We start from the raw sequence: 25,439 nt of genomic DNA, 5'->3' as shown, positions 1-25,439 counted from the left end.
TGCCGCGCCAGCCTACCCATACGCTTATTGCTATCTTTACAATGATTGAGTTGCAAGAGGCTGATGAGAGGATGGCGATGAGCACGAGCGTTCCCACCGAGGGCGGGCCACCCGTTCCGCCTCCGGCCGAGCGGCACGACCGGTCGCTGGTCGAGCTGCTGGACGATCTCCCCGCGCTCGACGACACCATCGTGGTGCACTCGACGGCCGGCACCCTGAGCCACGCCGGGCTGCGCGCCGCCGTGTCCGCGGTGGCGGACGCGCTGACCAGGGCCGGAGTGGGGCCGGGCCATCCCGTGGGCGCGCTGGTCGGATCGGGCATGACCGGGGTGGTCGCGATGTTCGCGGTCTGGACGGTGGGCGCGGTCTACATGCCGATCAACCGCCGCAGCACCGGCCGCGAGGTGGCCGACCTCCTCGCCGACACTCCCGTCAGCCTGCTCCTCGGCACCGCCCCCGACCTCGCGGAGCTCGCGGAGCCCGCGGAGCCCGATCGCCAGACCGGCTTGCTCGGCGAACTCGGCGAACTCGGACTGGTCGAGCTCGACGAGACGGAGTGGAGCGCGACGGTCCGGCGGCCGGCGAGCGCCCCGGCCGCGGCCTACGACGGCGACATCGCGCTGGTCCTGCGCACCTCGGGCACCACCGGCAAGCCCAAGGCCGTGCTGCTGCGCCATCGCAGCACGATCGACGCCCTGGATTCGAGCCTGCGCAAGCTGCGCCGGCGCGGTCCCGCCCCGCGCGAGAAGCGGCCGACGATCCGGGTCAACCTCATCCCGCTGTCGCTCGCGCTCTGGTCCGGCATCTTCAACACGCTGTTCTCGCTCCGCGCGGGGTTCGGCGTCGTGCTGCTCGACCGGTTCACTCCGCCGGTCTTCGCCGCCGCCGTCCACACGCACCGGCTCAAGTCCACGGTGCTCGCGCCCGCGATGATCACGATGCTCTGCGACAGTGACGAGATCGACACGCTGGAGCCGCTGGAGATCGTCCGGTCCATCACGGCGCCGCTCTCACCGGCCACCGCCCGGCGCTTCCACGAGCGGTTCGGCGTCCTCGTCCTCAACTCCTACGGGCAGACCGAGCTCGGCGGGGAGGTGGTCGGGTGGACGATCGAGGACATCCGGAGCTTCGGCACGGAGAAGCTCGGCGCCGCGGGCCGCCCCTACGACGACGTCGACCTGCGCGTCCTGGACGAGAACGACGAGGACGTCGCCTTGGGCGAACTCGGCCATATCCACATCCGCTCGCCGTTCCGGATGCGCGGCTACGCCGCCGCCGACGGCTCGCCCGAGCCGCCGGACGACGACCGGATCGTGGACGGCTTCCTGCGCACCGGCGACATCGGCCGGATGGACGCCGACGGCTTCCTGTGGATCGAGGGAAGGGTCAGCGATATGATCAACCGCGGCGGTCTCAAGATCTTCCCCGACGAGGTCGAGGAGGTGCTGCGGCGCCACCCCTCCGTGCGCGACGCCGCGGTCGCGGGGGTGCCCGACGGCCGCCTCGGCGAAGTGCCCCACGCCTGGATCGTGCCGCAGTCAGGAGAGATCGACGCCGCGGCACTCGAAGCCTGGTGCCGCGAGCGGCTGGTCGCCTACAAGGTGCCGGTGGCCTTCGCCGTGGTCGAGACGATGCCGCGCTCCGACGTGGGCAAGCTGCTGCGCCGGCAGTTGCGGGCCACCGTTGCTCCACCGGAAGTTACGCTGTAGTCCTAATGATTGTATGATTGACGCCGGGGTTATACGCGACATTGACAGCGCCAGTCCGACGCGGGTCCATGTCGCCGTCTACTAGTACGGGAGGGGTTCTGTGCGACAGCTACGACAGCCGCGTCTGGCAGAGATCGTCGCCGCCAAGTTGCGCGACGACATCCTTGCGGGCCGGTTGACGGAGGGCGACAGCCTCCCCCGTCAGGAGCACCTGTTCACCGAGTTCCGGGTCAGCCTGCCCGCCGTGCGCGAGGCCATGCGGATCCTCGAGACCGAGGGCCTCGTCTCGGTCAGGCGCGGCAACGTCGGCGGCGCCGTCGTCCACCTCCCCACTCCGCAGCGCATCGCCCGCACGATCAGCATGGTGCTGCAGACGCGGCGCACGGACATGGCCGATGTGAGCGGCGCCCTGCTCCACCTCGAGCCCACGTGCGTCGCGCTCTGCGCCGAGCGGCCCGACCGCGCCGAGACGACCGTGCCCGCGCTGCGCCAGGTCATCGAGGAGCAGCACGAGGCCTTCGACGACCCCGAGCAGTTCCCCATCCGGGCCCGGCGCTTCCACGAGAAGCTCGTCGAGACCTGCGGCAACGAGACGATGATCGTCATCATCGGCTCCCTGGAGATCATCTGGACCGCGCACGAGTCCACCGTGTGGTCGGAGGCCTCGCTCAACGAGGAGACCGACCCCGACTCGCCGATGGCCCGCAAGTCCCGCCGGGCGGCGCTTCGCGACCACGAGAAGCTCGTCGACGCGATCGAGGCCGGCGACGGGGCTCGGGCGGTCAAGCTGGCCAGCGCCCACCTGGCGGCGACACGGCGGTCGAGTCTCGGCTCGGCCGACGGCGACATCGTCAACACCGACCTGCTCGACAACCTCGACTACTCCGCCTCCCGCTGAGGCGGGAGGCTCCGAAGACCGACGGCTCCACGAGCGAACGAAGGGCCCTCCCGGACATGTTCCGTCCGGGAGGGCCCTTCGTTTCGTGTCGTCTCGGCGAGACTCCCCGTCAGCCCGTTTGCCGACGTCGGCCCGCTTGCCGAGGTCAGCCCGCCTTGCCGACGGCCTCGGCGCGGATGGCGTCGTCGACCAGCTTGTCGGCCGGGATGATCTCGTCGTAGGTGAGCGTGCCCTTCACCTTCATGAACATCTCCTGCATCTCCGTCAGGGTGCCAGTGTTCACCGTGAGCGTGGGGTCGAAGACGTACAGGCCGCCCTTGCTGATCGTCTCGTCCGGCACCTTCATGAAGGTCGCCAGCGCCGAGACGACCTTGGCGTCCTTGCGCCAGTCGCCCAGCATCTGGTTCGTGGCGCAGGCGGTCGCCCTGATGAACTTCACGCCGGACGCCCGGTCGTCCTTGAGCAGGCGGGGGCCGTACATGATGCCGGAGGTCGTGCTCGTGCCGTAGGCCTTCTTGGAGTCGACGAGCGCGTGGGCGACGTCCTGTTCGAGCGCTTTCTGGGTCTCGGGGGCGATGAGGAGGGCTCCCTCGATGCCACCGTTCTTGAGCGCCGGGACCATGTCGGGCAGCGCGAGCGAGACCAGTTCGACGTCGTCGAAGGTGAGGCCGCCGGCTTCGAGGGACTTGCCGAGCAGGTAGGACGTGGCGGTGCCGACCGTGCCGAGGACGCCCACGCGCTTGCCCTTGAGGTCCTGCACCTTCGCCACGCTCTTGCCGCCGAACAGGCCGCTCGGCGCGGCCTCGCCCTCGGGCGTGTTGACCGAGCCCAGCGAGGCGACCATCTTGAGCTCGGCGCCCTTGGCCACCTGGTTGAACATGCCGGCCGAGGGCGACCCGACGTAGGCGTCGAGCTTGTCGGTGGACAGGAAGGCGATGGCGTCCGCCGGGTTCTTGATCGGTGTGTACTCGACCGTCAGGCCCTCCTTCTGGAAACAGCCGAGGGCGTCGGCGACGAAGGCCGGCGCGAGGGAGGCTCCAGAGATGTAGCCGACCTTGAGGGTGCTGGATCCGGCGGCGGGCGCGTCCTTCTCGTCGTCGCTGCCACAGCCGGCGAGCACGCCGAGGGCAAGAGCCGAGAGGGCGAACGCGGCCACGGCGCGACTCCGCATCGAGAGCCGAGCGGTCACGGGGGGTTCCTTTCGATGGGGCGCACCGACCGGCGGACGACGTCCGCCGGATCCGGTGCGTTCGTACGGTTGGTCAACGGTTCCAGGGGGTGAGCAGCCATTCGAGGCCCCGGAGGAGCATGCTGGCGATGACGCCGATCACCGAGATCGAGACGATGCCCACGTACATGTGCTCCGGGACCCCGAGGTTCCACGAGTTCCACACCAGGAACCCGAGGCCCGCGTCGGCCGCCACGAACTCGGCGCCGACGATGACGATGACGGCGAGACCGGAGGCGATCCGCATCCCGGTGATGGTCTGGGGCAGAGCGGCCGGAAGGGTGATGTGCCGCAGGGTCGCCCAGCGCGAGGCCCCGGACGACCGGCCGACGTCGCCGTAGCGGGGGGACACACCACTGACCGCGTCGATCGTGTTGATGAGCACCACGAAGAAGCAGGTGAGGGCGACGAGCAGGATCTTACTCGTCTCGCCCAGGCCGAAGATCAGCAGGAGCAGCGGGAGGATCGCCAGCTTCGGGACCGTGTAGAGGGCGGCGATCGTCGGCTCCAGCGCCACGCGCAGCAGCCGCACCGAGCCGATGAGGAGCCCGAGCACGACCGCGCTGAGGCTGCCGGCCAGGTAGCCGATCACGATGCGCTGCACGCTGGCGACGACCGACTCCTGGTAGACGCCGCTCTCGATGAGCTCGCCCCAGCTCGCGGCGATGGTCGTCGGAGCCGGGAAGTAGTTGCTCTCCAGCGTCCCGCCGCTCGCCAGGAGCTGCCAGAGGCCGATGAGGACGACGGGCGCCAGGATGGCGAGGCCCCGTTCGACGAGGCCGCGGCGCCTCGCGTATCCACGCGGGTCGAGCTCGGCCGGTCCGGGGGTGATCGACCGCCAGGTGGCGCCGTCGGCGCGCGGCGTGGTCGCGGTGCCGGGGTCGCGGGTCACGGGGGTCATGCGGGCTGAAGTTCCCTTCGCAGTCGGTGCCAGATCTCGTCACGCAGGGCGGCGAAGTCGGGCGAGGCCCGGATCTCGTCGGGGTGACGGGGCCGGGCGAAGGGCACGTCGATCACCGTGGCGATGCGGCCCGGCCGGGCGCTCATCACCGCGATGCGGTCACCGAGCAGCAGGGCCTCGTCGATGGAGTGGGTGACGAACACGACGGTGTTCTGGTGCGCCTGCCAGAGCTCCAGCAGTTTCTCCTGCAGGAGCAGGCGGAGCTGGGCGTCGAGCGCGGCGAGCGGCTCGTCCATGAGGAGCAGCTCGGGCTGGACGGCGAGCGCCCGGGCGATGGCGACGCGCTGTTTCATCCCGCCGGAGACGGTGTCGGGATAGGCGCGTTCGAAGCCGCCGAGGTCGAGCTGGGCGAGCCAGTGGTCGGCGACCCGCCGCGCCTCCGCCTTGCGCATGCCGGTCTGGAGCAGCGGAAAGATCACGTTGTCGCGGATGGTCTTCCACGGGAACACGGAGTAGTCCTGGAACACGACGGCCGAGAGCGGCCGCGACGGATCGTCGTGACGCATCTCGATGACCCCGCTGGAGGGCCGCTCCAGCTGGGCCATGACCCTCAGCAACGTGGTCTTGCCGCATCCAGAGGGGCCCAGCAGGCACAGGAACTCGCCGTCGCGCACCTCCAGCGAGATGTCCGCGAGGGCCTGTACCGAGCCGGTGCCGGCGGGGAACACCTTGCCCACCTTCCGGACCGCGATCTTCACACCGGCTTCGGCGGCGCCGTCTGCGGGGAGTGGTGACATCACGAAGGGCCTCTCTGCGACCACCGTCCGAACGACGGAGTCCTAATGCATCAATGATGTATAAGATACATACCTAACGTGAGACAGACAAGGGTTTGTGAGCGCGGGCGGCGCCGGCCGCGCGCCGCCCGGAGACCCGCCTCGACGGACCGCCGTACCGCGTCGGGCGAGGTCACTCAGTCTCGCGCGGAACGGCGCGAAAGCGCCAGCACCTCCTTCGACACCCGCGACTCGATCTCGTACGCCCCCGCCAGGGTGCCGCGCAGACCCTCGCCGACGGCCCGTTTGACGCCCCGCACCGCGTCGGGGGAGTTCGCGGCCACCCGCTCGGCGAGCTCCAGGGCGCGGCCGAGCGCCGAGCCGTCCGGCACGACCTCGCCGACGAAGCCCCACTCGCGCATCCGGGCCGCGCCGAAGCGCTCGCCGGTGAGCAGCACCTGCATCGCCGCCGGGTAGCCGATCTGACGCGGCAGCCGCGCGACCGACCCGCCGCTCGCGATGAACCCGTGCCGCACCTCGGGCAGGGAGAAGCGCGCCGACTCGGCGGCGACCCGGAGGTCCGTCGCGCCGGCGAGCTCCATGCCGGCGCCGAAGCAGATGCCCTCGATCGCGGCCACCACCGGGATGGGCAGCACGACGTCGCGCAGCAGCGCGTGGTGCACGTCGTCCCACACGGCGGCCGCGGGCTGGCCACGCCCGAGCGCCGCCGCGACGTCGTCGGAGAACGTCGCCAGGTCCGCGCCAGAGGAGAAGTCGGCCCCTCCGGTGACCACGGCGACCCGCGCCCCGCCCGCCGCGACCTCGCGCCAGGCGGCGGCGAGCTCGCGGAAACCGGCCAGGTCGAGCGCGTTGCGGCGGGCGGGCCGGTTCAGCGTGATCTGGGCGACGTACGGGCGGGGTCCGGTCAGCTCGATCATCGGTGCCGCGGCGGGGGTCATGGGACGACGATGGGCTTGGTCACGGAGTTCGTGCCGCCGAAGCAGAACTGGCTGCGGCCGGCCTTGGCCCCCACGACGAAGAACTCGAAGCAGTCGGCGGACGGGTTGACGGTGACCATCGTGTCGGGGGCGTCGAGCAGCCAGCGCAGCTCCGGATGGGAGGTCTCGAAGGCGGGCATCGACTGGTTCAGCATCAGCTGGCGGAACGAGATCTTCGTCCGCCGGTGGATGGCCTCGCGGATGTCGGCCGGGGTCCAGCCGGCGGCGGCGAAGACGGCGGCGTGGTCGGGGGCCATCAGCAGCATGTTGGAGAACGTCCCGTGGAACGGGTAGCCGGCGGACAGCGGCGCGTTCTGCTTGATCAGCCAGGCGCCGGCCGCCGGCGTGCCGACCGCGTGGGAGGTCAGCGTCGACCAGCTCTCGATGAGCAGCTCGGGATCGGAGTTCTGGAAGTCGAAGAACTCCGTCATGCCGTAGGGGACGTTCACCGTGACGGTCGACTGCTCCGGGGAGAAGCCCTGCTGGACCCGCCAGGAGTCCCAGGGGGTGCGCTCCTCGTTCTCGGCGACGCAGGCCGAGAACTTCATCGGGGTGCCGATGGTGTCCATGTCGGTGATGCCGGGGTAGGACAGGCCCACGTTCATCATGATGAGCCGCAGCGCCCTGCCGATGGCGACGTTGACCTCCGAGATCGAGCCGGGGCCGAGCGCGCAGATGCCGCGGTTCATCCCGATCTGGTCGGCGATCGGTCCGGAGACGAGCACCAGCGGCGCCTGCGGGCCGGTCGACATCGCCCAGGTGCGCAGCCCGATGGACGGGTCGAGGACGCAGTCCATGACGGCGAGGATCACCGGCATGGTCTCGGGCCGGCAGCCCGCCATCACCGCGTTCGCCGCGATCTTCTCCACCGTGCCGATGCCGAAGCCCGGAGCGAAGTCGCCCACCACGTGGTCGCCGTCCAGCCCGGACGCCTCCACCATCGCGGCGACCTTGCGCCGGGTCGGCGGCACCAGCGGCATCCCGTCACTCCAGCCGTTGGCCACGAACCGGCGCTGCATCTCGTCGAAGGCGTCGAGCAGGTCGTCGCCGCCGAAGTGCAGCTCGGGCGCGCTCTCCAGCACCATCGAGTCGAACTCGGGCAGCACGTCGTAGACGGCCCGCTCGGTGGTCAGGAGGTGGACGACCTCCTCGAAGGACTCGTCCACCATCTGGTGGATCTCCTGCGTGCTCTTGTTGGAGAAGCAGTCGGGCACGATCACCGGGCAGGCCTCGGGCACGCCGAAGGTCTTGGCGCTGAAGCGGGCGTCCTCGTCGAAGATCGCCGCGGTGTAGCCCACGGCGGGCACGCCGCGGCGCTCGACCTCGCAGAGGTCGCGCATCAGCCAGGAGCAGCAGCTGCCGCAGTCGGCCGTGGTGGCGACCATCACGTCGACCTGGTCCTCGATCAGCGCGAGCTGCTCCTCGGACAGGTAGCGGGTGGTGCCGCCGAGCGCGCCCGTCAGCTCCACGAAGGTGACGTCGCGGAACTTCGCGGCGATGAGCTCCCGGGCGCGGTCCAGCGCGTCGAGGCCGTTCTGCTTGCCGTTCCAGTAGAGCGCCACGGTCGCGCCGTCGAGCGTCGAGGGGCGCGCGGCGGGCGGGAAGCGGTCGCCGTCGGCGTGCGACCTGGGCGTCGCGACCGGGTTGACGATGGTCAGTCGGGCGTTCACGGGAGTACCTCCATCACGAGTTCGCGCCCCGGGGCGCGCCGGCGCAGCGTCTCGGCCATGAGCTGCCGCAGCTCGTGCTGCGGCAGGACGCAGACATCGTCCTTGCAGTCGGGGCCGGCGCTGCCGGGCCGGTAGCCGACGCGGATCAGGTCACCTTCCTCGGCCAGCAGGACGACCTCGCCGCCGTCGCGGCGGACCATCCGCTCGAACTCGGCGACGAGCTGCGCGCCGATCGACGTCACCGCCATGATCGAATCCTCCGTTCGTACGCGTGATGTGCGAATAATCCAGGAACCTAGTCTTTACACAGACGATGGTCAATGGACGAACCGGATCGACAATCAAGGCACCTGGTCAGAGCGGCCTCACTCGACGGCCCTCGCAGCTATGATTTACATCATTACTATGTTAGGGTCGCGCAATGTCCGACGCCAGCCCCACGCACGACCACGTGCTCATCCGGGATCTCATCGGGCGCGCCGCGCACCTCGCCGACGAGGGCACGCCCGACGACTACCGCACCCTCTACACCCCCGACGCCACCTGGACCTTCGGCACGAGCACGCAGGAGGGCGTCGACGAGATCGTCGAGGCGACCCGCCGGCGACGCGCCGAGGGGGTCAGCGGGCCGGGCACGGCGACCCGCCACCTGGTCGTCCCCCTGCACGTCACCGTCGACGGCGACACGGCCACCGCGGTGTCCTACTTCCTCTTCTTCGCCGACACCGCCTCGACGCCCGTGGTCCGCGTCTTCGGCGTCTACACCGACGAGCTGGCCCGCACCGCCGAGGGCTGGCGCATCCACCGGCGCGTGAGCCGCGCCGGATGACCGCCCGAGCCCGACGTTCTCGCCCGGCCGGGCGGGGACGAGCCCGACGTTCCCACCCGGCCGGGCGAGGCGCGGCCGGACAGGGCGGGCGGTCAGGCGGGGTCGCCGAAGGAGTGCACGTCCGACCAGGCCAGCACCTGGGCGATCTGCCGGGGATAACCACGCCTGAGCCGCCGCCCGAACTCGCCCTCCAGCTCGCACATGACCTCGCGGGCGCGTACGGCGTCGCGCGCGGCCACGGCCTCGTGCACGGCCCGCAGCCGGGCCAGGATCTCGACGCGGTACGGTTCGTCTGGCACGAACCCGGCACTGTTGACGATGGCCCGCAGCGCCGGACTGAGAAAGGCGAACAGCTCGTTATGGCTACTTTCGGCGAGGTGCTGCCAGTAGGCCTCGTACGCCGTCGCGAAGGCCCGGATGGAGCCCAGCCCGCGCTCGATCGCGGCGAGGTCGCCCGCCATCCGGGCCACCTCCTCCTCCGTCGCGTTGCGCGCGGCCAGCTCGGCCATGCCGGGCTCGATCACGGTCCTCGCGTCCAGCACCGAGCTGAGCGGCGCCCCCGCGAACTGCAGCAGCAGCGCGATGGTCGAGGCGAGGTTGGGCCAGCCCGGCTGGACGATCTCCGGCCCGCCGTGCGGGCCGGGGCGCATGACGATCAGGCCCTGATGCTCCAGGAAGCGCAGCGCCTCCCGGTAGGTGCCGCGGCCCACGCCGTGGCGGCGCATGGCCTCGGCCTCGGGGAAGTAGCGGTCACCCGGGCCCATGCCGGTGTCGCTCATCGTCTGGACGATCTGCCGGGCCACCTCGAGCGAGAGCTTGGGACGACGGGTGGGCTCGGCGCCGGATTCGGCGTGCACCCCGCGATTCTACGCAGTGCGCGGCGACGCCCCGGACAGCGTGAACACCTCGGACGGCCCGCACCCACCGGACGGCTCGGACGGCCCGGACGGCCCGGACGCTCGGGCGGACGGCGGCCGCGATGAGCGTGCCGGGGATCAGCGGGCTCTGCCACATCGGCTTCGCCGTCCGCGACATCGAGGAGTTCCAGCGCTCCTGGGGCGCCGTGCTGGGCATCGACGACTGGCTCGTCCGCGAGGTGAACCAGCCCGACGGGCTGCTCCAGCTGCACGGCGAGATCCTCGGGCCGGCCTCGTCCCGGGTGGCCTTCGCCCGGCTGGCCGACACCGCGATCGAGCTGGTGGAGCCGCACGACGGCCGCACCCGCACCTCGGCGTGGCTGGACGAGCACGGCCCCGGCATCCACCACCTGGCCTTCTGGGTCGACGACCTCGACCTGGCCGTCGCCGCGCTCGGCGACAGCGCCGAGGTGACCTACTCCCCCGCCGGGCGACGGCCGGGCACCGCGCCGCGGGTCTCCGCCGTGCTGCGCGGGCATGGGACTCCGCCGCACGCTCCCGAGCCCGCCCCTGGCTTCTGGGCCTACACCGAGGCCCGCGCCGCGCGGGTCCCCTGGTGCCTGGAGCTGCTGGACGCGCGCCGCGCGGACGTCGTACGCGCGGCCTTCGGCGACCACCTCGTCTATCCCCCACCGCGCCGCGAGGATCGGGCTTGACCTCCCCCCACGGCTGAACCACGCTCCAGGAGTTTCGATGAGCAGCACCTCACCCCACTCGATCGACGCGCTCCTCGCCGCGGCGGCCAAGGACGCCGCCGAGGTCACCGCCGTGATCTGCGAGGGGCACACCCTCTCGTACGCCGAGCTCGACGCGCGCGTCCGGGCCGGGGTGGCCGCCTGGCAGGGGCACGGCCTGCGCCCCGGCGACCGGGTCGCGGTCTGGGCCGTCAACACGATCGACTGCACGGTCGCCATGCTCGCGGCCATCGTCGCGGGCGGCGTCCTCGTGCCGCTCAACCCTCGCTACACCTCCGCCGAGGTGAGCGAGATCCTGCCCCGGGCCGCCTGCCGTTTCGTGGTCGCGCCCGACCGGCTGCTCTCCCGCCGGCTGGCGGAGGAGGCGCTGCCGATCGCCGGCGACGCCGGAGTGGTGACCCTCGGCGAGGACGTGCCGGCGGGCAGCGCCGGCTGGAACGATCTCGTCGGCCGGTTCGGCGGCGAGCGGGCGGTCCCGGTCCCGGCGGGCGACATCGTCACGATCCAGTTCACCTCCGGCACCACGGGCCGGCCCAAGGGCGCGCTGCTCCGGCAGGAGCCGATGGTGTCGACGGCCCGCACCTGGTCGGAGGTGGTCGGCCTCGGGCGCGGCGACGTCTACCCGGTGACCTACCCGCTGGCCCACATCGGCGGGTTCAAGACGGGCCTGATCTCGCCGTTCCACGCGCGCGCCACGCTCGTGCTGGTGCCCGTCGTGTCGGCGGCGTCGATCGCCGACGTGATCCGCGCCCACCCGGTCGCGGTGCTCAACGCCCCGCCCGCGCTGCAGCAGTACGTCCTCGCGGCCCGCCGCTCCGGTGACCTGCCGGGCGAGCTCGGCATCCGCAAGGCGGTCATCGGCTCGGCGATCGTGCCGCCCGCGCTCGTCCGGGGCCTCATCGACGACCTCGGCATCGAGGACGTGATCATCGGTTACGGGCTCACCGAGGCCACCGGCGTCTGCACCATGACGCGGCCCGGCGACCCGTTCGACCTGGTGTGCGCGTCCATCGGACGGCCGATCGACGGGGTGCGGGCCCGGGTCTGGGCCCCCGACGCGACCGGCGATCCGGTCGTCGGCGAGATCGAGGTCAGCGGCGGCAACGTGATGGCGGGCTACCTCGACGACCCCGCCGCCACGGCCGAGGTGATCCACGACGGCTGGCTGCGCACCGGCGACCTGGGCTGGATCGGCGACGACGGCTACGTGCGCATCGCCGGGCGGGCCCGTGACCTCGTCATCGTGGGCGGGTTCAACGTCTACCCGGCCGAGGTCGAGCACGCGCTCGACGAGCACCCGCTGGTGGCGGAGGTCGCCGTCATCGGGATGCCCGACGAGCGCCTCGGCGAGGTGACGGTCGCCTTCGCGGTGCCCGAGGGCCGGGGCGTCACCGAGGAGGAGTTGCTCGCCTGGTGCCGGGAGCGGCTGGCCAACTTCAAGGTGCCGCGCCACGTCTGGCTCGTCGAGGAGCTTCCGCGCGGCGCGGTCGGCAAGGTCGCCAAGCCGGCCCTTCACGAGCTGGCCGAAACCCTGCTCCGCCCGGCCCGCTGACGACCGGAGACCCGCGACCACGACGCGGGGACGCGCACCGCGGCGCGGAAACGCGCGACTGCGCCACGGGCACGCGCACCGCGGCGCTGGAACCAGCGGTCAGGCGCGGGTGCGGACCCGGTCGCGGAGGCGGCGGACCGCTTCGGTGAAGCTCGGCTGCCGCATCGACCAGTCCTGGGCGGCCTGTTCGAGCTCGGCGGCCATCCGGGGGTCGGTGAGCGAACGGCTGAGGCGCATCGTGGCCTTGGTCCGGCGTACCAGCTCGGGGGAGCGCCCCGCGACGCGCGCGGTGAGTCGGCGGGACACGTCGAGCAGGTCGTCGTCCTCGACGCAGCGCCAGACGAGGCCGCACCGCTCCGCCTCCTCGGCTGTCACGGTGTCGCCGAACAGCACCATCGCGGCGGTGCCCTGACGGCCGGCCCGCTGCTCCATCCGCCACAGGTGACCGCCGCCGGGATGGATCGCGACGTCCAGGAAGCGCGGGTCGAAGGTGGCGCTCCGCGCGGCCACCACCACGTCACAGGCCAGCACGAAGTTGACGCCGGCCCCGATCACGGGCGCGTGCACCGCGGCCAGGACCGGCACGGGGAGGGCGGCCAGCGCCCGGAAGCCCGCGTAGACGGCGGTCGGGTCCTCGGCCGGCACGCCGAGCGCGTCGATGTCGCCACCGGCCGAGAAGACGGGGCCCCGGGCACGGAGCACCACCGCCCGGACGTCGCGGTCGTCGCGCACCTCGGCGCAGGCGGCGGCGAGCTGCCCGACCAGCACGGGGTTCAGGCTGTTGCGCCGCTCGACGTCATCCAGGGTGATCCACGCAACGTGGTCCTCCATGGTCACGGTGACGGCCCGGCGTTCGGTCATCGCACTCTCCTGACGTGGGACGCCGTCCGGACGGCAGGTCCGTTGCCGACGTCGCGAGCAAGCCTCTAGAATGGCTCCATTATTTTAATAATAGACAAGATAGCCTCTCGGAGTGGCATGGAGATCGAGCTCACCGCGGAGCAGCGCGCGTTCCGCGAGTCATGCGGCAAGCTGGCCGCCAACCTCGCGGCCCGATGGCACCGCGGCCGCGGCCCCCACGACATCGACCCGCCCACCCCGGGCGACGACTCGTGGTCGCGCGTCGTCGACAGCGGCTGGCTCGCGATCGGCCTGCGCGAGGAGAACGGCGGCGCGGGCGCGAGCGTCGTCGACCTGACCGTGCTCGCCGAGCGGCTCGGCTACCACGCGGTGCCGGCGCCGGTCCTCGGGGCCGTCATCGCGGCCGAGCAGCTCCAGACCTGGAACGCTCCCCCGGGCCTGCTCCACGACCTCGCGGAGGGCGGGCTACGGCTGGCACCGGCGCTCGACGCCGGCCTGCGCACCCTGGCCGGCGCCGCCGAGAACTCCCTGGCCTGGGACGCCGCCGGAGCGGAGGCGGCCGTGATCCCGGCGACCGGCGTCGCGCACGCCCTCGGCGACGCCCTGCCCTTCGCCGATCCGACCCGCGCGGTCCGGCCCCTGGGCGCCCCGTCCGGCCTCCCGGCGATCACACTCGCCCCTCCCGGCGAGCAGGCGCTCGCCCGGCTCGGCGCGTTCACCCTCAGCCTGCTGACCGCCGACCTGCTGGGCACGATGCAGGCGGCGCTCGACGCCGCGATCGACCACGCCCGCACGCGCGAGCAGTTCGGCGCCCCGATCGGCTCCTTCCAGGCGGTCCAGCAGCTCCTCGCCGACGGCCACGTGCTGGTCGAGGCCACCCGGAGCGCCTCCTACCACGCGGCCTGGGCGGTCGACGCGCTGCCCGGAGCCGAGGCGCTGCGCGCCGCGCGCGTCGCCAAGGCCTTCGCCTCGCGCTCCGCGGTCGAGGTGTGCGAGAGCGCCGTCCAGGTGTTCGGCGGCATCGGCATGACGTGGGAGGCCCCCGCGCACATCTGGCTGCGCCGCGCGCACACCGGCCGCACGGTGTTCGGCGACGAGCACCACCACCAGGGCGTCATCGCCGACGACGATCCGCACAGGAGCTGACATGAACTTCGCCGACGACCCCGCCGAGGCCGGTTTCCGCGCGGGCCTGCGCGCCTGGCTGCGCGACCATCTCGACGAGCACCGCGAGGGCACCGGATACGAGTCCGCCGAGTCGGTCGAGCGGACCCTGCGCTGGCACCGCGCCCTGGCCGAGGCCGGCTACGTGGGCCTCTCGCTGCCCGCCGCCTACGGCGGGCACGGCCTGCCGGACGTCTACGAGGGCATCCTCAACGAGGAGCTCGCCACCGCCGGGGCGCCCGCCTCGCCGCCGATCGGCCACATCGCCCACGCCGTCGCCGACTTCGCGAGCGAGGAGCTCAAGGCCCGGGTGCTGCCCGGCCTGCTCGGCTGCGCCGAGGTGTGGTGCCAGGGCTTCAGCGAGCCCGGAGCGGGCTCGGACCTGGCCGGGCTCACCACCACGGCCACGGCGGACGGCGACCGGTTCGTGGTCAACGGCCAGAAGATCTGGACCAGCGGCGCGATGTGGTCCGACCGGTGCCTGCTGCTCGCCCGGACCGAGCCCGGCCTGGCCCGCCACCGCGGCCTGTCGATGCTGGTGGTCGACATGCGCTCCGCCGGGGTCGACTGCCGCGAGATCGTGCTGGCCAGCGGCAGCAGGGAGTTCGCCGAGGTGTTCTTCGACGACGTGAGCGTCCCGGCGGCCAACCTCGTCGGCGAGCGCGGACAGGGCTGGCGGATCGCGATGCACATGCTGGCGTACGAGCGCGGTCCGGCCGACATGGGCTGGGTGGGACGACTCGGCCGGGTACTGGCCGAGGCCCGCGAGGACGTCCGGACCGGCCGCGTGGCCGCCGACGCGGGGCTGCGCCTGCGGCTGGCGGAGGCCGCCGTGGACGTGGAGGTGCTGCGGTGGCACGTGGCGCGGTCGCTGGCCGGCCGGGGCGACGGCTCCGACGGAGCCGCCGGCTCGGTCGACAAACTGCTGACCACGCGTGTGGAGCAGAACCTCTACCGCGTGGTCAGCGACCTCGCCGGGCCGTCGTTCGTGCTGGGCGCGCCCGGCCCGTTCGCGGACTACCTGTGGTCGCGCGCCCAGTCGATCTACGGCGGCACCCAGCAGATCCAGCGCCAGATCGTCGCGCAGCGGGTGCTCGGGCTGCCCCGAGCCTGACCCGCTCGGCCCCGGGGGCAGGACGCTCGGGTCGCCCGCTCGGCCCAGGGGCAGGGCGGGCGCTCGGGCTGCCCGCTCAGCTCCGGGGCAGTTCCCGCCAGGGCCTGCCCCGGAAGGGGTCGAAGTCCTTGGGCAACCCGAGGACCCGCTCGGCGATCACGTTCTTGTTGACCTCGGTGGTGCCGCCCTCAATGGTGTTGGCCCGGCTGCGCAGCAGCCCCCGGACCTCGCCCGGCATGCCGTCCCAGTATTCGCCGGGCGTCGAGGCCGAGCCCGGCCAGGCCACCGCGTCCTCCCCCAGCAGGTCGGCGGCCATCTCCTGGATCCGCTGGTTGAGCTCGGTGCCGTGCACCTTGCCGATGGAGCTCTCCGGCCCCAGCGGAAGGTTGCCGGCCAGCCGGGCGCGGACCCGCTGGTTGGTCCAGACGCGGGTCTGCTCCTCGCACCACAGCCAGACGATGCGCTCGCGGATCGCCGGGTCGTCCCAGCCTCCCCGCAGCCCGGCCGCCGTCCGCCGGCGGGCCAGGCGGACAAGGTGGGAGGCGCTCACGCCGCCGATCCGGTCGACGCCGCCGCCCGATCCCGAGCCGGACACCATCTGCCGTTCGCCGCTGAGCGTCGCCTGCGCGACCCGCCAGCCGTTGCCGGCCTCGCCGACGCGGTGGCTGTCCGGCACGCGGGCGCCGTCGAAGAACACCTCGAAGAACTCGGTCTCCCCGCCCATGTGGGGAAGCGGCCTGACCTCGACGCCGGGCTGCCGCATCTCGATGAGGAGGTAGCTGATGCCCTGGTGCTTGGGCACGTCGGGGTCGGTGCGGGCGAGCAGCACGCCGAAGTCGGCGCGGTCGGCCCAGGTGGTCCACACCTTCTGGCCGGTCACCACCCAGGTGTCGCCGTCGAGCTCGGCCCTGGTCGACAGCGAGGCCAGGTCGCTGCCGGAGCCGGGTTCGCTGAACAGCTGGCACCAGACCTCCTCCCCCCGCGCGATCGGGCCGAGGAAGCGGTCGCGCTGCTCCGGCCGGCCGTGCGCGTACAGCGCCGGGGCGACCAGGTTGAGCCCGAGCGGGTTGAGCCGGGGCAGATGGTAGGGGCGCAGCAGCGTCTCGACGGCGGAGGCGACGGGGCGCTTCCAGCCCAGTCCGCCGTGCTCGACGTCCCAGGTCGGCGCGATCAGGCCGGAGGCGCCGAAGACGGGATACCAGGAGCGGTACTCCTCCGGCGTGCGGACACCGCGCACCTCGCGCGGGCCGCCCCGCTCGGCCGCCTCGCGCCAGGGGCCGGGCACGTGGGTCTCGACCCAGGCCCGTACCGCCTCCACCGCCTCCTCGGGGCTCACCTCGGGACCGGTCGGCCCGGCGAGCGACGCCCGCTGCTGCTCTGTCATGGCTGTGCCTCTCTGTCGGTCTCCTGGTCCGGCCGCCGCCCCGCCCGCGTGGCCTCCTGGCGGGTGGCCTCCGGAGTCACCGGCGACGTCGGGTGCCGGTCCTCGCGGGCGGCCGTGCGGGCGGCCGTCAGGCCGAGCTCCTCCGACCGCCACAGCGCCCGCTTGATCCGGCGAGCCGCCTCGGGACGGCCCCGGGCGATCGACTCGGCGACCCGCTGCGCCGCGGCCCGCAGGCCGGGACCGTCGACCAACTCGCCGACCAGCCCCAGCCGGTGCGCCCGGGCGGCGTCGAGACGTTCGTGCGTCCCGATGAGCGCGAGCCGGGAGGCGACCGTGGCCGCCATCCGGTGCGTCAGGCCGATGGCCTCCCAGGCGCTGACCTGCCCGACGCTCACGTGAGGGTCGAGGAAGGTGGCGTGCCGGGCGGCGAGGACGACGTCGGCGTCGACCACGAAGTGCAGGCCGCCGCCGGCGCACACGCCGTTGACGGCCACGACGACGGGTGTGCGGACGCCGAGGTGCCAGCCGGTCAGCTCCAGCGCCGCGTCGCGGGTGCGCCTGCTGGACTCGCGCAGGCTCGCCGGATCGCGGGCGAGGGCCGCCATGTCCAGGCCGGTCTGGAAGGCCTTGCCGCGCCCGGTGACGACGACGCAGCGCACGTCGTCGTCGGCGTCGAGCTCGCGCCAGGCGCGCGGCAGCTCGGCCATCATCACGGCGTCCATGGCGTTGCCGGCGTGCGGCCGGTCGAACTCGAGCCAGCCCACCGGGCCATGACGTTCGACGACCAGCGTCTCGTACGCCACGCGCACCCCTCTTTCTCGACAAGCCGAATCTTATAGCTATAAGATAGCAAAGAAAAGGCGAGAGGATTTCCGGACAGACATGGCCCCCACGGATGAGAAGACCCGGCCCCGCATCACCGACGAGGGCGTGGCGGCCCTGCGCGCCCGCATCGGCATCGCCCAGCCCAACCCCGTCCCACCCCACTACCTGCGGCCCGGCACCGACGCGTTCCGCATCGCCGCCCGCTCCTACGGCGACGACAACCCGCTGTGGTGCGACCCCGCCTACGCCGAGCGCTCGTGCTGGGGCCGGCCGATCGCGCCGCCCCCGATCGTCGGTGGCGACAGCATCGTCGGCGAGGACGTGCTGACCGAGGCCGACCTGGCCCGCCAGCACGAGCTCAAGGGCGACCCGCTGCGCGGCGTGCACGCCTTCTACTCGGCGTGCGAGCGCGAGTGGTGGTCGCCGCTCTACGCCGACCGGGCCGTGCTGCGGCGCAACGCCCTGGTGGGCGTGCTCGACAAGCCCAGCGAGTTCAGCGGCCGCGCCGTGCATGAGTGGAACGCCAACGTCTTCGCCGACGCCGACGGCACCCCGCTGGCCGGGCAGTACCGGCTGATGATCCGCACCGAGCGCACCGAGGCCCGCAAGCGCAAGAAGTACGACGACGTCGCGATCGAGCCCTGGACCGAGGAGCGCATCGCCGAGATCGACGCCGCCTACGCCGCCGAGCGGCCGCGCGGCGCCGAGCCGCGCTGGTTCGAGGACGTCGACGAGGGCGACGCGATCACCCCCATCGTCAAGGGCCCGCTCACCGTGACCGACATCGTCTGCTGGCACACCGGCATGGGCATGGGCGTCTACGGCGTCGCCCCGCTGCGCCTCGGGCACCACAACCGCCGGCGCATCCCGCGCTTCTACCACCGCGACGAGCAGGGCGTCTGGGACGCCATGCAGCGCGTGCACTGGGACCCGGAGTTCGCGCGCCGCTCGGGCAACCCCACGACCTTCGACTACGGCCGCATGCGCGAGACCTGGATGATCCACGCCTGCACCGACTGGATGGGCGACGACGCCTGGCTGTGGCGGCTGCGGGTGGAGTTCCGCCAGTTCAACTACATCGGCGACGCCCAGTGGATCACCGGCACCGTCGTGCGCAAGCACCTCGTCGAGGACGGCAACGGCGTCCACGCGGCCGTCGACCTCGAACTGGCCGCGACCAACCAGCGCGGCCAGGTCACCGCGCCGGGCACCGCGACCATCCTGCTGCCCAGTCGCGAGCACGGTCCCGTCACGCTGCCCGAGCCGATCGGCGGCGCGACCACCCTCGACGGCACGCTGCAGGCGTCCATCGCGCACTTCTCCCGCACGTGACCGGACCACTCGACGGCCTGCTCGTGGTGTCGATGGAGCAGGCCGTCTCGGCTCCGTACGCCACCCGGCAGCTCGCCGACCTGGGGGCCCGCGTCATCAAGGTGGAGCGGCCCGACGGCGGCGACTTCGCCCGGCACTTCGACACCCACGCCAACGGCACCGGGGCGCACTTCGCCTGGGCCAACCGCAACAAGGAGTCGCTGACGCTCGACGCGAAGGCGCCGGACGGCCGGCGCGTGCTCGGCGAGCTGCTGGCGCGGGCCGACGTGTTCGTGCACAACCTGGCGCCGGGGGCGGCCCCCCGCCTGGGGCTGGACGGCGCGAGCCTGCGGGCCGCGCACCCGCGGCTGGTCGTCTGCGAGATCTCCGGCTACGGCACCGGCGGACCGTACGACGATCGCAAGGCGTACGACCTGCTCATCCAGGCCGAGGGCGGGCTGGCCACGATCACCGGGAGCCTCGAACACCCGATCAAGCCGGGCATCTCCGTCGCCGACATCGCGGCCGGCATGTTCGGCTTCTCCTCGGTGCTCTCGGCGCTGCTCAACCGGGAGCGCACCGGGCAGGGGTGCATCCTGGAGGTGTCGATGCTCGACGCCCTGGCCGACTGGATGGGGTACCCGCTCGTCGTGCGCAGGCACGGCTCGGCGCCGGACCTGGCTTCGGGGATGAGCCATCCGGCCATCGCGCCGTACGACGCCTACCGGGCGGCCGACGGCCGGCTCGTGACGGTGAGCGTGCAGAACGACCGCGAGTGGGTCAAGCTCGCCAGGTCGGTGCTGGACCGGCCCGACCTGGCCGACGATCCCCGATACGCCACCAACCAGGCGCGCGTCGCCCACCGGGCCGACCTCGACGAGCTGCTCGGCGCGGTCATCGGCCGCCTCGGCAGCGCGGAGGCCGTGGCCGCGCTGCACGCGGCCGGCATCGGCTGCGCCCTGGTCAACGACCTGGCGGAGGTCGCCGACCATCCCCAGCTCGTGAAGCGTGACCGCTGGCTGACCGTGCCCGCCCCGGCCGGCCCGGTGGCCACGCCGCTGTCGCCCCCGGTGAGCTCGGCCTGGCGCACCCCGGCCGGTCCCGTACCGGCTCTGGGTGAGCACACCGACGCGATCCTGCGCGAGCTCGGCTACGACGACGCGTCCATCCACCGACTACACGACGACGGCGTCGTATGACTCGTTCGACCGGCGCCGAACAGATCCAGGAGCAGCGATGACCACCACGTCCGAAGAGGACCTCGAACAGTTCCGCGACAGCGTGCGCGGCGCGCTGGCCGACGTCAGCACCTCCGCCCGGGTCCGGGCGGCGATGATGACCGAACACGGCTGGGACGAGGCCACCTGGCGGCTGCTGGTGCGGCTGGACCTGCCCGGCCTGATGCTGCCCGAGCGCGTGGGCGGCGGCGGGCTCGGGCCGGCCGAGTTCGCGGTCGCCGCCGAGGAGTGCGGGGCCCGGCTCGCCTGCTCGCCGCTGTTCGCCACGTCGGTGCTGGCCGTCCCGCTGCTCCTCGCGCTCGACGACGCCGACGCGCTCGACCGCCACGGCCGCCGGATCGCCCGAGGCGAGCTCACGGCCACCGTGGCCCTCGCCGAGACCGGCGCCCGCTGGGACGTGTCCGAGGTGCGCGCCACCGCGCGCCGCGAGGGTGACGGCTGGCGGCTCGACGGCGTCAAGCACCACGTGGTCGACGGCGCGAGCGCCGACCTGCTGCTCGTGGTGGCGCGCACGCCGGACGGCCTGGCCGTCTTCGCCGTCGAACGCGGCGCCGCCGGCCTGGAGGCGGAGTCTCTCGTCACGCTGGACCACACCCGGAAGATGGCGCGGCTGGAGCTGACCGGCGTGGCGGGCGAGCTGGTCGGGCCGGTGGGCTGCGAGGCCGCCCTGGCCGCCGCCACGGACGTCTCGCGGGCGCTGCTCGCCGCCGAGCAGACCGGGGTCGCCCAGCGCTGTCTCGACATGGTCGTCGACTACGCCAAGACCCGCATCCAGTTCGCGCGGCCGATCGGCTCGTTCCAGGTCATCAAGCAGCGTTTGGCCGACGCGCTGATCCAGGTCGAGTCCGCGCGCTCGGCCGTCCACACCGCCACCCGGTCGGACGGCGCCGGGCTGGCTCGCGACTCCCGGGTGGCCGCGCTCATGGCCGGCAGGGCGTCGACCTGGGTGACCGCGCAGACCATCCAGCTGCACGGCGGCGTCGGCTTCACCTGGGAGCATGACGCGCACCTCTACTTCAAGCGGGCGCGCACCAGCGCCCGGCTGCTCGGGCAGGCCGACGAACATGTCGCCGCGCTGGGCGCGCTGCTCGAACACGAAGTCGCATGACACGAGAGGACATTCCAGGCATGACCACATATAAGACCATCAAAGTCGAGCGCCAGGGTCCCGTCGGCTGGCTGATCAACAACCGGCCCGACGTGCTCAACGCCATGAACAACACCATGCGTGACGAACTGGCCGACGCCTGGCTCGAGCTGGACCGCGACCCCGAGGTGCGGGTCATCGTGCAGACCGGCGAGGGCCGCGCCTTCCAGACCGGGGCCGACCTCACCGAGGTGGCCTCCGACGGCGTGGGCATGGAGCGCTACCAGGACAGCCTGGTCGACTTCGACCTCCACTTCACCTCCTGGCACCAGAACGTCACCAAGCCCGTCATCGCCGCCGTCAACGGCGTGTGCGCGGGCGGCGGGCTGCACTTCGTCGCCGACGCCGACGTCGTCATCGCCGCCTCCGACGCGACGTTCTTCGACCCCCACGTCAGTGTGGGCCAGGTGACCGCGATCGAGGTGATCGCCCTGGCCAAGAAGATCCCGTTCGAGGCGGTCATGCGGATGGCGCTCGTCGGCGCCCACGAGCGGATGACTGCCGCCCGGGCGTACGAGCTGGGGATGGTCAGCCAGATCGTGGACCCGCCCGAGACTCTGCGGGAGGCCGCGCAGGAGCTCGCTGAGAAGATCGCCCGCAACTCCCCCGCCGCGATGGCCGCGACCAAGAAGGCCCTGTGGGCGGCCCTCGAACTCGGCCTCACCGACGCCTGCCGGGTGGGCGCGCAGCACCTGGTCGGCCTCTGGGGCCACCCCGACCAAACCGAGGGCCCCCTAGCCTTCGTCGAGAAGCGGGCTCCCCGCTGGGTCGCCTAGACCCTTTGAGAACGGAGAACTCATGAACCTGCTCGATGGCCGCGCGGCCGTCGTCACCGGCTCGGCCCAGGGGATCGGCCTGGCCATCGCCACCGTCCTGGCCGAGCACGGCGCGGCGGTCGTGATCAGCGACGTCAACGCCGAAGGAGCCGAGCGGGCGGCGGCCGACCTGGTGGCCCAGGGACGCCGGGCCGTCGCCGTGCCGTGCGACGTGACCGACGAGGCCGCCGTCGACTCCCTGGCCGACACCTGCCGGGAGACCTTCGGAAGCCTCGACGTCATGGTCAACAACGCGGGTGTCACCCGCGACTCCACCATGGCGAAGATGACCCTGGAGAACTTCAAGGCCGTCGTGGACGTGCACCTCACGGGCGCCTGGCTCGGCACCCGCGCCGCCGGTCGCGTCATGCGCGCCCAGGGCCGCGGCGGCTCCATCGTGAACATCTCCTCCATCTCCGGCAAGGTCGGCAACTTCGGCCAGACCAACTACAGCGCCGCCAAGGCCGGCATCGTCGGCCTCACCAAGGCCGCCGCCCGCGAGCTGGCCAAGCACGACGTACGGGTCAACGCCATCCAGCCGGGCCTGATCCGCACCGCCATGACGGCCGCCATGCCGCCCGAGGTGCTCGCCCGGATGGTCGCCGACATCCCGCTCGGCCGCATCGGCGAGCCGGAGGACATCGCCAAGGCCGCCCTGTTCCTCGCCTCGGACCTGTCGGCGTTCATCACCGGCACCGTGACCGAGGTCGCCGGCGGGAGGCACATGTGACCCGGGTCTTCGCCGATCTCGGCGCGTTCCGGGCCTGCGTCGGCGAGACGCTGGGCACGAGCGACTGGGTGGCGATCGAGCAGGACCGGATCGACCGGTTCGCCGACGCCACCGGCGACCACCAGTGGATCCACGTCGACCCCGAACGGGCCGCGCACGGACCGTTCGGGGTCCCCATCGCGCACGGCTACCTGTCGCTGTCGCTGCTGCCGGCGCTGGTCGGCCAGATCTACCGGATCGAACGCCTGAGGATGTCGATCAACTACGGGCTCAACCGGGTTCGGTTTCCCAGCCCGGTGCCGGTGGGGTCGCGGGTGCGGGTCACCACGCGGCTCCAGTCGGCCGAGGACGCCAGCGACGGCGTTGCGGCGGTGCTGCTGTCGACCATGGAGATCGACGGCGGCGCCAAGCCCGCTTGCGTCGCCGAGACCGTCAGTCGCTACTACCCGCTCTCTTGACGGGCTGCGGGGCGGCCCGCTGATCCCGTCCGAGGAAGGTTGAGGCGCTTGGGGGCGGTTCTGTTGGTTTCGCGGAGGTGGGCGTTCCGGCCGACCGCGATTGCCTGGGCTCTGGTGTTTTTCGCCTTCGGCCTTACTTCGGGCGCGGGGGTACTTGGCACGGTCTTAAGTCGGCCGGAACGCCCACCCGCCTCCGCTCTACGGCGCCCCGCCGTCCTGTCTGCCCGCCGCAGAACGGGCTGGGCTCCGTCGCCTTCCTGCTCGCCGACGCTGAAGCGCCCGAGCCCGCACGTCGCGGCCGGCCGCCGTAGGCTGAAGCCTTCACTTTCCGACACAGCGCGGGCTGGGCGCCCGGTGATCAGTCGGGGTCGGCCGCCGCGAAGGGCGCGGGTGAGCCGTTGCATCCACTCTTCTCTGCCGCCTGCGATCTGGGGATACTCAGCCTCGAACTCGGTCTAGTCGATCTCGAACGACATGAGCGCGTCTGCGTCGAACTGCGCGGCGCCTTGTTCGTCCGTTAGAGCAGCAGCAGTGTCTTCCCCAGGGCGGTGCGGTTCTCGATCGCGGCGTGTGCGTCGGCGGCGCGTTCCAGCGGGAAGGTTTGCCCGATGACCGGCCGGACGAGCCCGGCGGCGGCCTGGGACATCATCTGCTCCGCCCACCGCACCAGGTTCGGCCCGAAGTCGAAGAGCTGTTCAATGCCGATCACCTCCACACCCTGGAATCGTGCCTCCCCGGGGTCGATGAGGGTGACCTCGCCACTGGACGCGCCATGCACGGAGAACCGGCCTCCGCGGGCCGTCACCTCGAACGCGGCCCGCCCGATCCGCCCGCCGACGCCGTCGAACACCACGTCAGGCCCCGCGCCACCGGTCGCTTCGAGCACCCGATCGGTCCAGCCCGGGTCGGAGTAGTCGACCGCGGCGTCGGCGTCCAATTCCCGGATCAGCTCGAGCTTGCGCGCACCACGGGCAGCCCCGACGACCCGAGCGCCCGCCGCACGGGCGAGCTGCACCAGCAGGCTGCCGACCCCACCGGCCGCTGCTTCGACCAGCACCCAGTCACCAGGGCCGATCTTGGCCTTCTCAACCAGCCCCTGCGCAGTGCTGCCATCGCTGTGGAGGGCGATCGCTTCTGGCAGGTCCAGCCCGTCTGGTATCGGAAACAGTTCCCCGACCTCGGCCACCGCCCGCTCGGCGAAGCCACCGGTCTCCCCGGTACCGGCGATGACCCGCCGCCCAAGCCAACCCGGATCCACCTGTGCCCCGATCGAACTCACCCGTCCGGCCACCAGACCACCCGGCACGTACGGCAACGACGGCCGGGCATGCCACTTATCAACGCCACGCCGGATCTGCGTCTCGACGAACGTCATACCCGCGACCGCCACCTCGACCACGACCTGGCCCACCCCAGCCGCCGGTTCCGGAGCCTCACCCAGCACCAGCACCTCCGGACCACCGAACCGCATCACCCGGACCACCTGCACGGCACTCACTCCTATCGGTTCACCAACGTGCACCCGATCATGCAACCTCCACCCAACTTGAGGTCAACTCGCAGCTCAGCCAGGCGGAAGACGACGGCTCACCATCTCTGCGCATTTGCCCCCAGCCCGGTGCGCGCCGGTCGTCTCGCTCGCCGGGCCGGTGGGCAGCGCCATGCCCAGCGCCATGCCCAGCGCAGAAAGGCCAAGGACCCGGCCGAGCGGGCGTTCGCGCTCACCGCGGCCTTGGACCTGTGGCGTGGGCGCTCTCTACAGGATGTGGCAGAGCTGTCCTGGTTCGGCGAGCAGGCGGCCAGACTTGAGCGGGTACGTCACGGAGCGGAGCGTGAGCTCGTCGAGGGTCAGGCTGACGCTCGGTGGGTGCCGCGCCCACGACCGGAGAAGTTGACGAGTCAAACCCGGCTGTGGCATGCTGAAGGCGGCACCGAGGTTGACGCTCATCATAAGTTTGGACATTCGTTTGTAATTTGCGCTATGCTGCCTCCCTCGCGTCGCCTTCGCACGCCCCGGACTCTTCCGGGGCGTTTGGCGTGCGCGCAGTTCGACTCCATCCGTGTGCTCCGGAAGGACATCTGTTGGCAGCCACGCGCAACGCCTCCGCCATACCCGCCGGTCCCCGTCGCGTCTCTTTCTCACGCATCCAGGAGCCCCTCGAAGTTCCTGACCTTCTCGCCCTGCAGACCGAGTCCTTCGACTGGCTGCTCGGCAACGA

Annotated in this window: 24 protein-coding genes and 1 pseudogene; 14 read left to right on the top strand and 11 right to left on the bottom strand. The window is 72.2% G+C overall.

What is annotated here, in order from left to right; genetic code table 11:
* Nucleotides 1–77 precede the first annotated feature (77 nt).
* Together AC5L3X_RS24980 and AC5L3X_RS24975 are read left to right on the top strand one after the other, a co-directional pair.
* Complete coding sequence (locus tag AC5L3X_RS24980) at nucleotides 78–1,709, top strand: class I adenylate-forming enzyme family protein (protein WP_494860006.1); 1,632 nt, start codon at nucleotides 78–80, stop codon at nucleotides 1,707–1,709.
* 100 nt (nucleotides 1,710–1,809) lie between these two features.
* The gene (locus AC5L3X_RS24975; protein WP_225262917.1) at nucleotides 1,810–2,607 is read left to right on the top strand and encodes a FadR/GntR family transcriptional regulator; all 798 of its coding nucleotides are present in this window, start codon (nucleotides 1,810–1,812) and stop codon (nucleotides 2,605–2,607) included.
* Between the two features lie 145 nt (nucleotides 2,608–2,752).
* Here the strand turns inward: AC5L3X_RS24975 and AC5L3X_RS24970 are convergent, their stop codons facing one another.
* The 6 genes from AC5L3X_RS24970 to AC5L3X_RS24945 form a co-directional block, all read right to left on the bottom strand.
* Nucleotides 2,753–3,796 (bottom strand): ABC transporter substrate-binding protein, encoded by a 1,044-nt coding sequence (locus AC5L3X_RS24970; protein WP_494860003.1) that lies wholly within the window; start codon nucleotides 3,794–3,796, stop codon nucleotides 2,753–2,755.
* Between the two features lie 73 nt (nucleotides 3,797–3,869).
* The gene (locus tag AC5L3X_RS24965; RefSeq protein ID WP_189128968.1) at nucleotides 3,870–4,736 is read right to left on the bottom strand and encodes an ABC transporter permease; all 867 of its coding nucleotides are present in this window, start codon (nucleotides 4,734–4,736) and stop codon (nucleotides 3,870–3,872) included.
* Nucleotides 4,733–5,533, bottom strand: coding sequence for an ABC transporter ATP-binding protein (locus tag AC5L3X_RS24960; RefSeq protein ID WP_189128988.1), 801 nt, complete (start codon nucleotides 5,531–5,533; stop codon nucleotides 4,733–4,735). The genes AC5L3X_RS24965 and AC5L3X_RS24960 overlap by 4 nt, the downstream gene beginning before the upstream one ends.
* Nucleotides 5,534–5,709: 176 nt before the next feature.
* A complete protein-coding gene (locus AC5L3X_RS24955; RefSeq protein WP_494860001.1) occupies nucleotides 5,710–6,471 on the bottom strand; it encodes an enoyl-CoA hydratase/isomerase family protein in 762 nt (253 codons plus the stop codon).
* Complete coding sequence (locus AC5L3X_RS24950; protein WP_494859999.1) at nucleotides 6,468–8,180, bottom strand: UGSC family (seleno)protein; 1,713 nt, start codon at nucleotides 8,178–8,180, stop codon at nucleotides 6,468–6,470. Before AC5L3X_RS24950 ends, AC5L3X_RS24955 begins: the two co-directional genes overlap by 4 nt.
* On the bottom strand, nucleotides 8,177–8,428 hold the full coding sequence (locus tag AC5L3X_RS24945; protein ID WP_189128971.1) for a hypothetical protein: 252 nt from the start codon (nucleotides 8,426–8,428) through the stop codon (nucleotides 8,177–8,179). The genes AC5L3X_RS24950 and AC5L3X_RS24945 overlap by 4 nt, the downstream gene beginning before the upstream one ends.
* Before the next feature lie 173 nt (nucleotides 8,429–8,601).
* On the opposite strand from AC5L3X_RS24945, the gene AC5L3X_RS24940 reads away from it, so the two are divergent.
* Nucleotides 8,602–9,009, top strand: a complete 408-nt coding sequence (locus AC5L3X_RS24940) for a nuclear transport factor 2 family protein (RefSeq protein WP_189128972.1) — start codon at nucleotides 8,602–8,604, stop codon at nucleotides 9,007–9,009.
* Nucleotides 9,010–9,101: 92 nt separating this feature from the next.
* Here AC5L3X_RS24940 and AC5L3X_RS24935 read toward each other — a convergent pair whose 3' ends face one another.
* On the bottom strand, nucleotides 9,102–9,866 hold the full coding sequence (locus tag AC5L3X_RS24935) for a FadR/GntR family transcriptional regulator (RefSeq protein ID WP_494859996.1): 765 nt from the start codon (nucleotides 9,864–9,866) through the stop codon (nucleotides 9,102–9,104).
* Nucleotides 9,867–9,988: 122 nt separating this feature from the next.
* Here AC5L3X_RS24935 and AC5L3X_RS24930 point away from each other — a divergent pair, with 122 nt between their 5' ends.
* Both AC5L3X_RS24930 and AC5L3X_RS24925 read left to right on the top strand, forming a co-directional pair.
* A complete protein-coding gene (locus AC5L3X_RS24930; RefSeq protein WP_189128974.1) occupies nucleotides 9,989–10,582 on the top strand; it encodes a VOC family protein in 594 nt (197 codons plus the stop codon).
* A 37-nt stretch (nucleotides 10,583–10,619) separates the two neighbouring features.
* Nucleotides 10,620–12,173: an AMP-binding protein gene (locus tag AC5L3X_RS24925; protein WP_494859994.1), complete on the top strand. Its 1,554-nt coding sequence runs from the start codon at nucleotides 10,620–10,622 to the stop codon at nucleotides 12,171–12,173.
* A gap of 99 nt (nucleotides 12,174–12,272) precedes the next feature.
* On the opposite strand, the gene AC5L3X_RS24920 is transcribed toward AC5L3X_RS24925, so the two are convergent.
* Nucleotides 12,273–13,034, bottom strand: a complete 762-nt coding sequence (locus AC5L3X_RS24920) for an enoyl-CoA hydratase-related protein (protein WP_494859992.1) — start codon at nucleotides 13,032–13,034, stop codon at nucleotides 12,273–12,275.
* Nucleotides 13,035–13,151: 117 nt separating this feature from the next.
* Here AC5L3X_RS24920 and AC5L3X_RS24915 point away from each other — a divergent pair, with 117 nt between their 5' ends.
* Complete coding sequence (locus AC5L3X_RS24915) at nucleotides 13,152–14,180, top strand: acyl-CoA dehydrogenase family protein (RefSeq protein ID WP_494859990.1); 1,029 nt, start codon at nucleotides 13,152–13,154, stop codon at nucleotides 14,178–14,180.
* Between the two features lies 1 nt (nucleotide 14,181).
* Nucleotides 14,182–15,312: an acyl-CoA dehydrogenase family protein gene (locus tag AC5L3X_RS24910; protein WP_494859988.1), complete on the top strand. Its 1,131-nt coding sequence runs from the start codon at nucleotides 14,182–14,184 to the stop codon at nucleotides 15,310–15,312.
* A 76-nt stretch (nucleotides 15,313–15,388) separates the two neighbouring features.
* Here AC5L3X_RS24910 and AC5L3X_RS24905 read toward each other — a convergent pair whose 3' ends face one another.
* Both AC5L3X_RS24905 and AC5L3X_RS24900 read right to left on the bottom strand, forming a co-directional pair.
* Nucleotides 15,389–16,696, bottom strand: coding sequence for an acyl-CoA dehydrogenase family protein (locus AC5L3X_RS24905; protein WP_494859986.1), 1,308 nt, complete (start codon nucleotides 16,694–16,696; stop codon nucleotides 15,389–15,391).
* On the bottom strand, nucleotides 16,693–17,499 hold the full coding sequence (locus tag AC5L3X_RS24900; RefSeq protein ID WP_494859984.1) for an enoyl-CoA hydratase/isomerase family protein: 807 nt from the start codon (nucleotides 17,497–17,499) through the stop codon (nucleotides 16,693–16,695). The genes AC5L3X_RS24905 and AC5L3X_RS24900 overlap by 4 nt, the downstream gene beginning before the upstream one ends.
* Nucleotides 17,500–17,578: 79 nt before the next feature.
* Here AC5L3X_RS24900 and AC5L3X_RS24895 point away from each other — a divergent pair, with 79 nt between their 5' ends.
* The 6 genes from AC5L3X_RS24895 to AC5L3X_RS24870 are packed head-to-tail and all read left to right on the top strand — an operon-like array spanning nucleotide 17,579 to nucleotide 23,220.
* Nucleotides 17,579–18,853, top strand: a complete 1,275-nt coding sequence (locus AC5L3X_RS24895) for a hotdog family protein (protein WP_494859982.1) — start codon at nucleotides 17,579–17,581, stop codon at nucleotides 18,851–18,853.
* Nucleotides 18,850–20,031 carry a CaiB/BaiF CoA transferase family protein gene (locus AC5L3X_RS24890; protein ID WP_494859980.1) on the top strand — a complete coding sequence of 394 codons (1,182 nt, stop codon included), beginning with the start codon at nucleotides 18,850–18,852 and terminating at the stop codon, nucleotides 20,029–20,031. The genes AC5L3X_RS24895 and AC5L3X_RS24890 overlap by 4 nt, the downstream gene beginning before the upstream one ends.
* 37 nt (nucleotides 20,032–20,068) lie before the next feature.
* Nucleotides 20,069–21,178 (top strand): acyl-CoA dehydrogenase family protein, encoded by a 1,110-nt coding sequence (locus tag AC5L3X_RS24885; protein WP_494859978.1) that lies wholly within the window; start codon nucleotides 20,069–20,071, stop codon nucleotides 21,176–21,178.
* Nucleotides 21,179–21,198: 20 nt separating this feature from the next.
* Nucleotides 21,199–21,993 (top strand): enoyl-CoA hydratase/isomerase family protein, encoded by a 795-nt coding sequence (locus AC5L3X_RS24880; RefSeq protein WP_494859976.1) that lies wholly within the window; start codon nucleotides 21,199–21,201, stop codon nucleotides 21,991–21,993.
* A 22-nt stretch (nucleotides 21,994–22,015) separates the two neighbouring features.
* Nucleotides 22,016–22,762 (top strand): 3-oxoacyl-ACP reductase FabG, encoded by a 747-nt coding sequence (gene fabG / locus AC5L3X_RS24875; protein ID WP_494859974.1) that lies wholly within the window; start codon nucleotides 22,016–22,018, stop codon nucleotides 22,760–22,762.
* Nucleotides 22,759–23,220, top strand: a complete 462-nt coding sequence (locus AC5L3X_RS24870; RefSeq protein ID WP_494859972.1) for a MaoC family dehydratase — start codon at nucleotides 22,759–22,761, stop codon at nucleotides 23,218–23,220. The genes fabG and AC5L3X_RS24870 overlap by 4 nt, the downstream gene beginning before the upstream one ends.
* 517 nt (nucleotides 23,221–23,737) lie before the next feature.
* Here AC5L3X_RS24870 and AC5L3X_RS24865 read toward each other — a convergent pair.
* Complete coding sequence (locus tag AC5L3X_RS24865; protein WP_494859970.1) at nucleotides 23,738–24,709, bottom strand: zinc-binding dehydrogenase; 972 nt, start codon at nucleotides 24,707–24,709, stop codon at nucleotides 23,738–23,740.
* A 39-nt stretch (nucleotides 24,710–24,748) separates the two neighbouring features.
* On the opposite strand from AC5L3X_RS24865, the pseudogene AC5L3X_RS24860 reads away from it, so the two are divergent.
* Nucleotides 24,749–25,054, top strand: a pseudogene (locus AC5L3X_RS24860) (BTAD domain-containing putative transcriptional regulator); the annotation flags it as partial.
* Nucleotides 25,055–25,439: the final 385 nt, after the last annotated feature.

It is taken from the genome of Nonomuraea sp. CX421 (assembly GCF_059358955.1).
The sequence above is the reverse complement of the archived record's forward strand: the minus strand, read 5'-3'. Positions and strand labels throughout refer to the sequence as shown.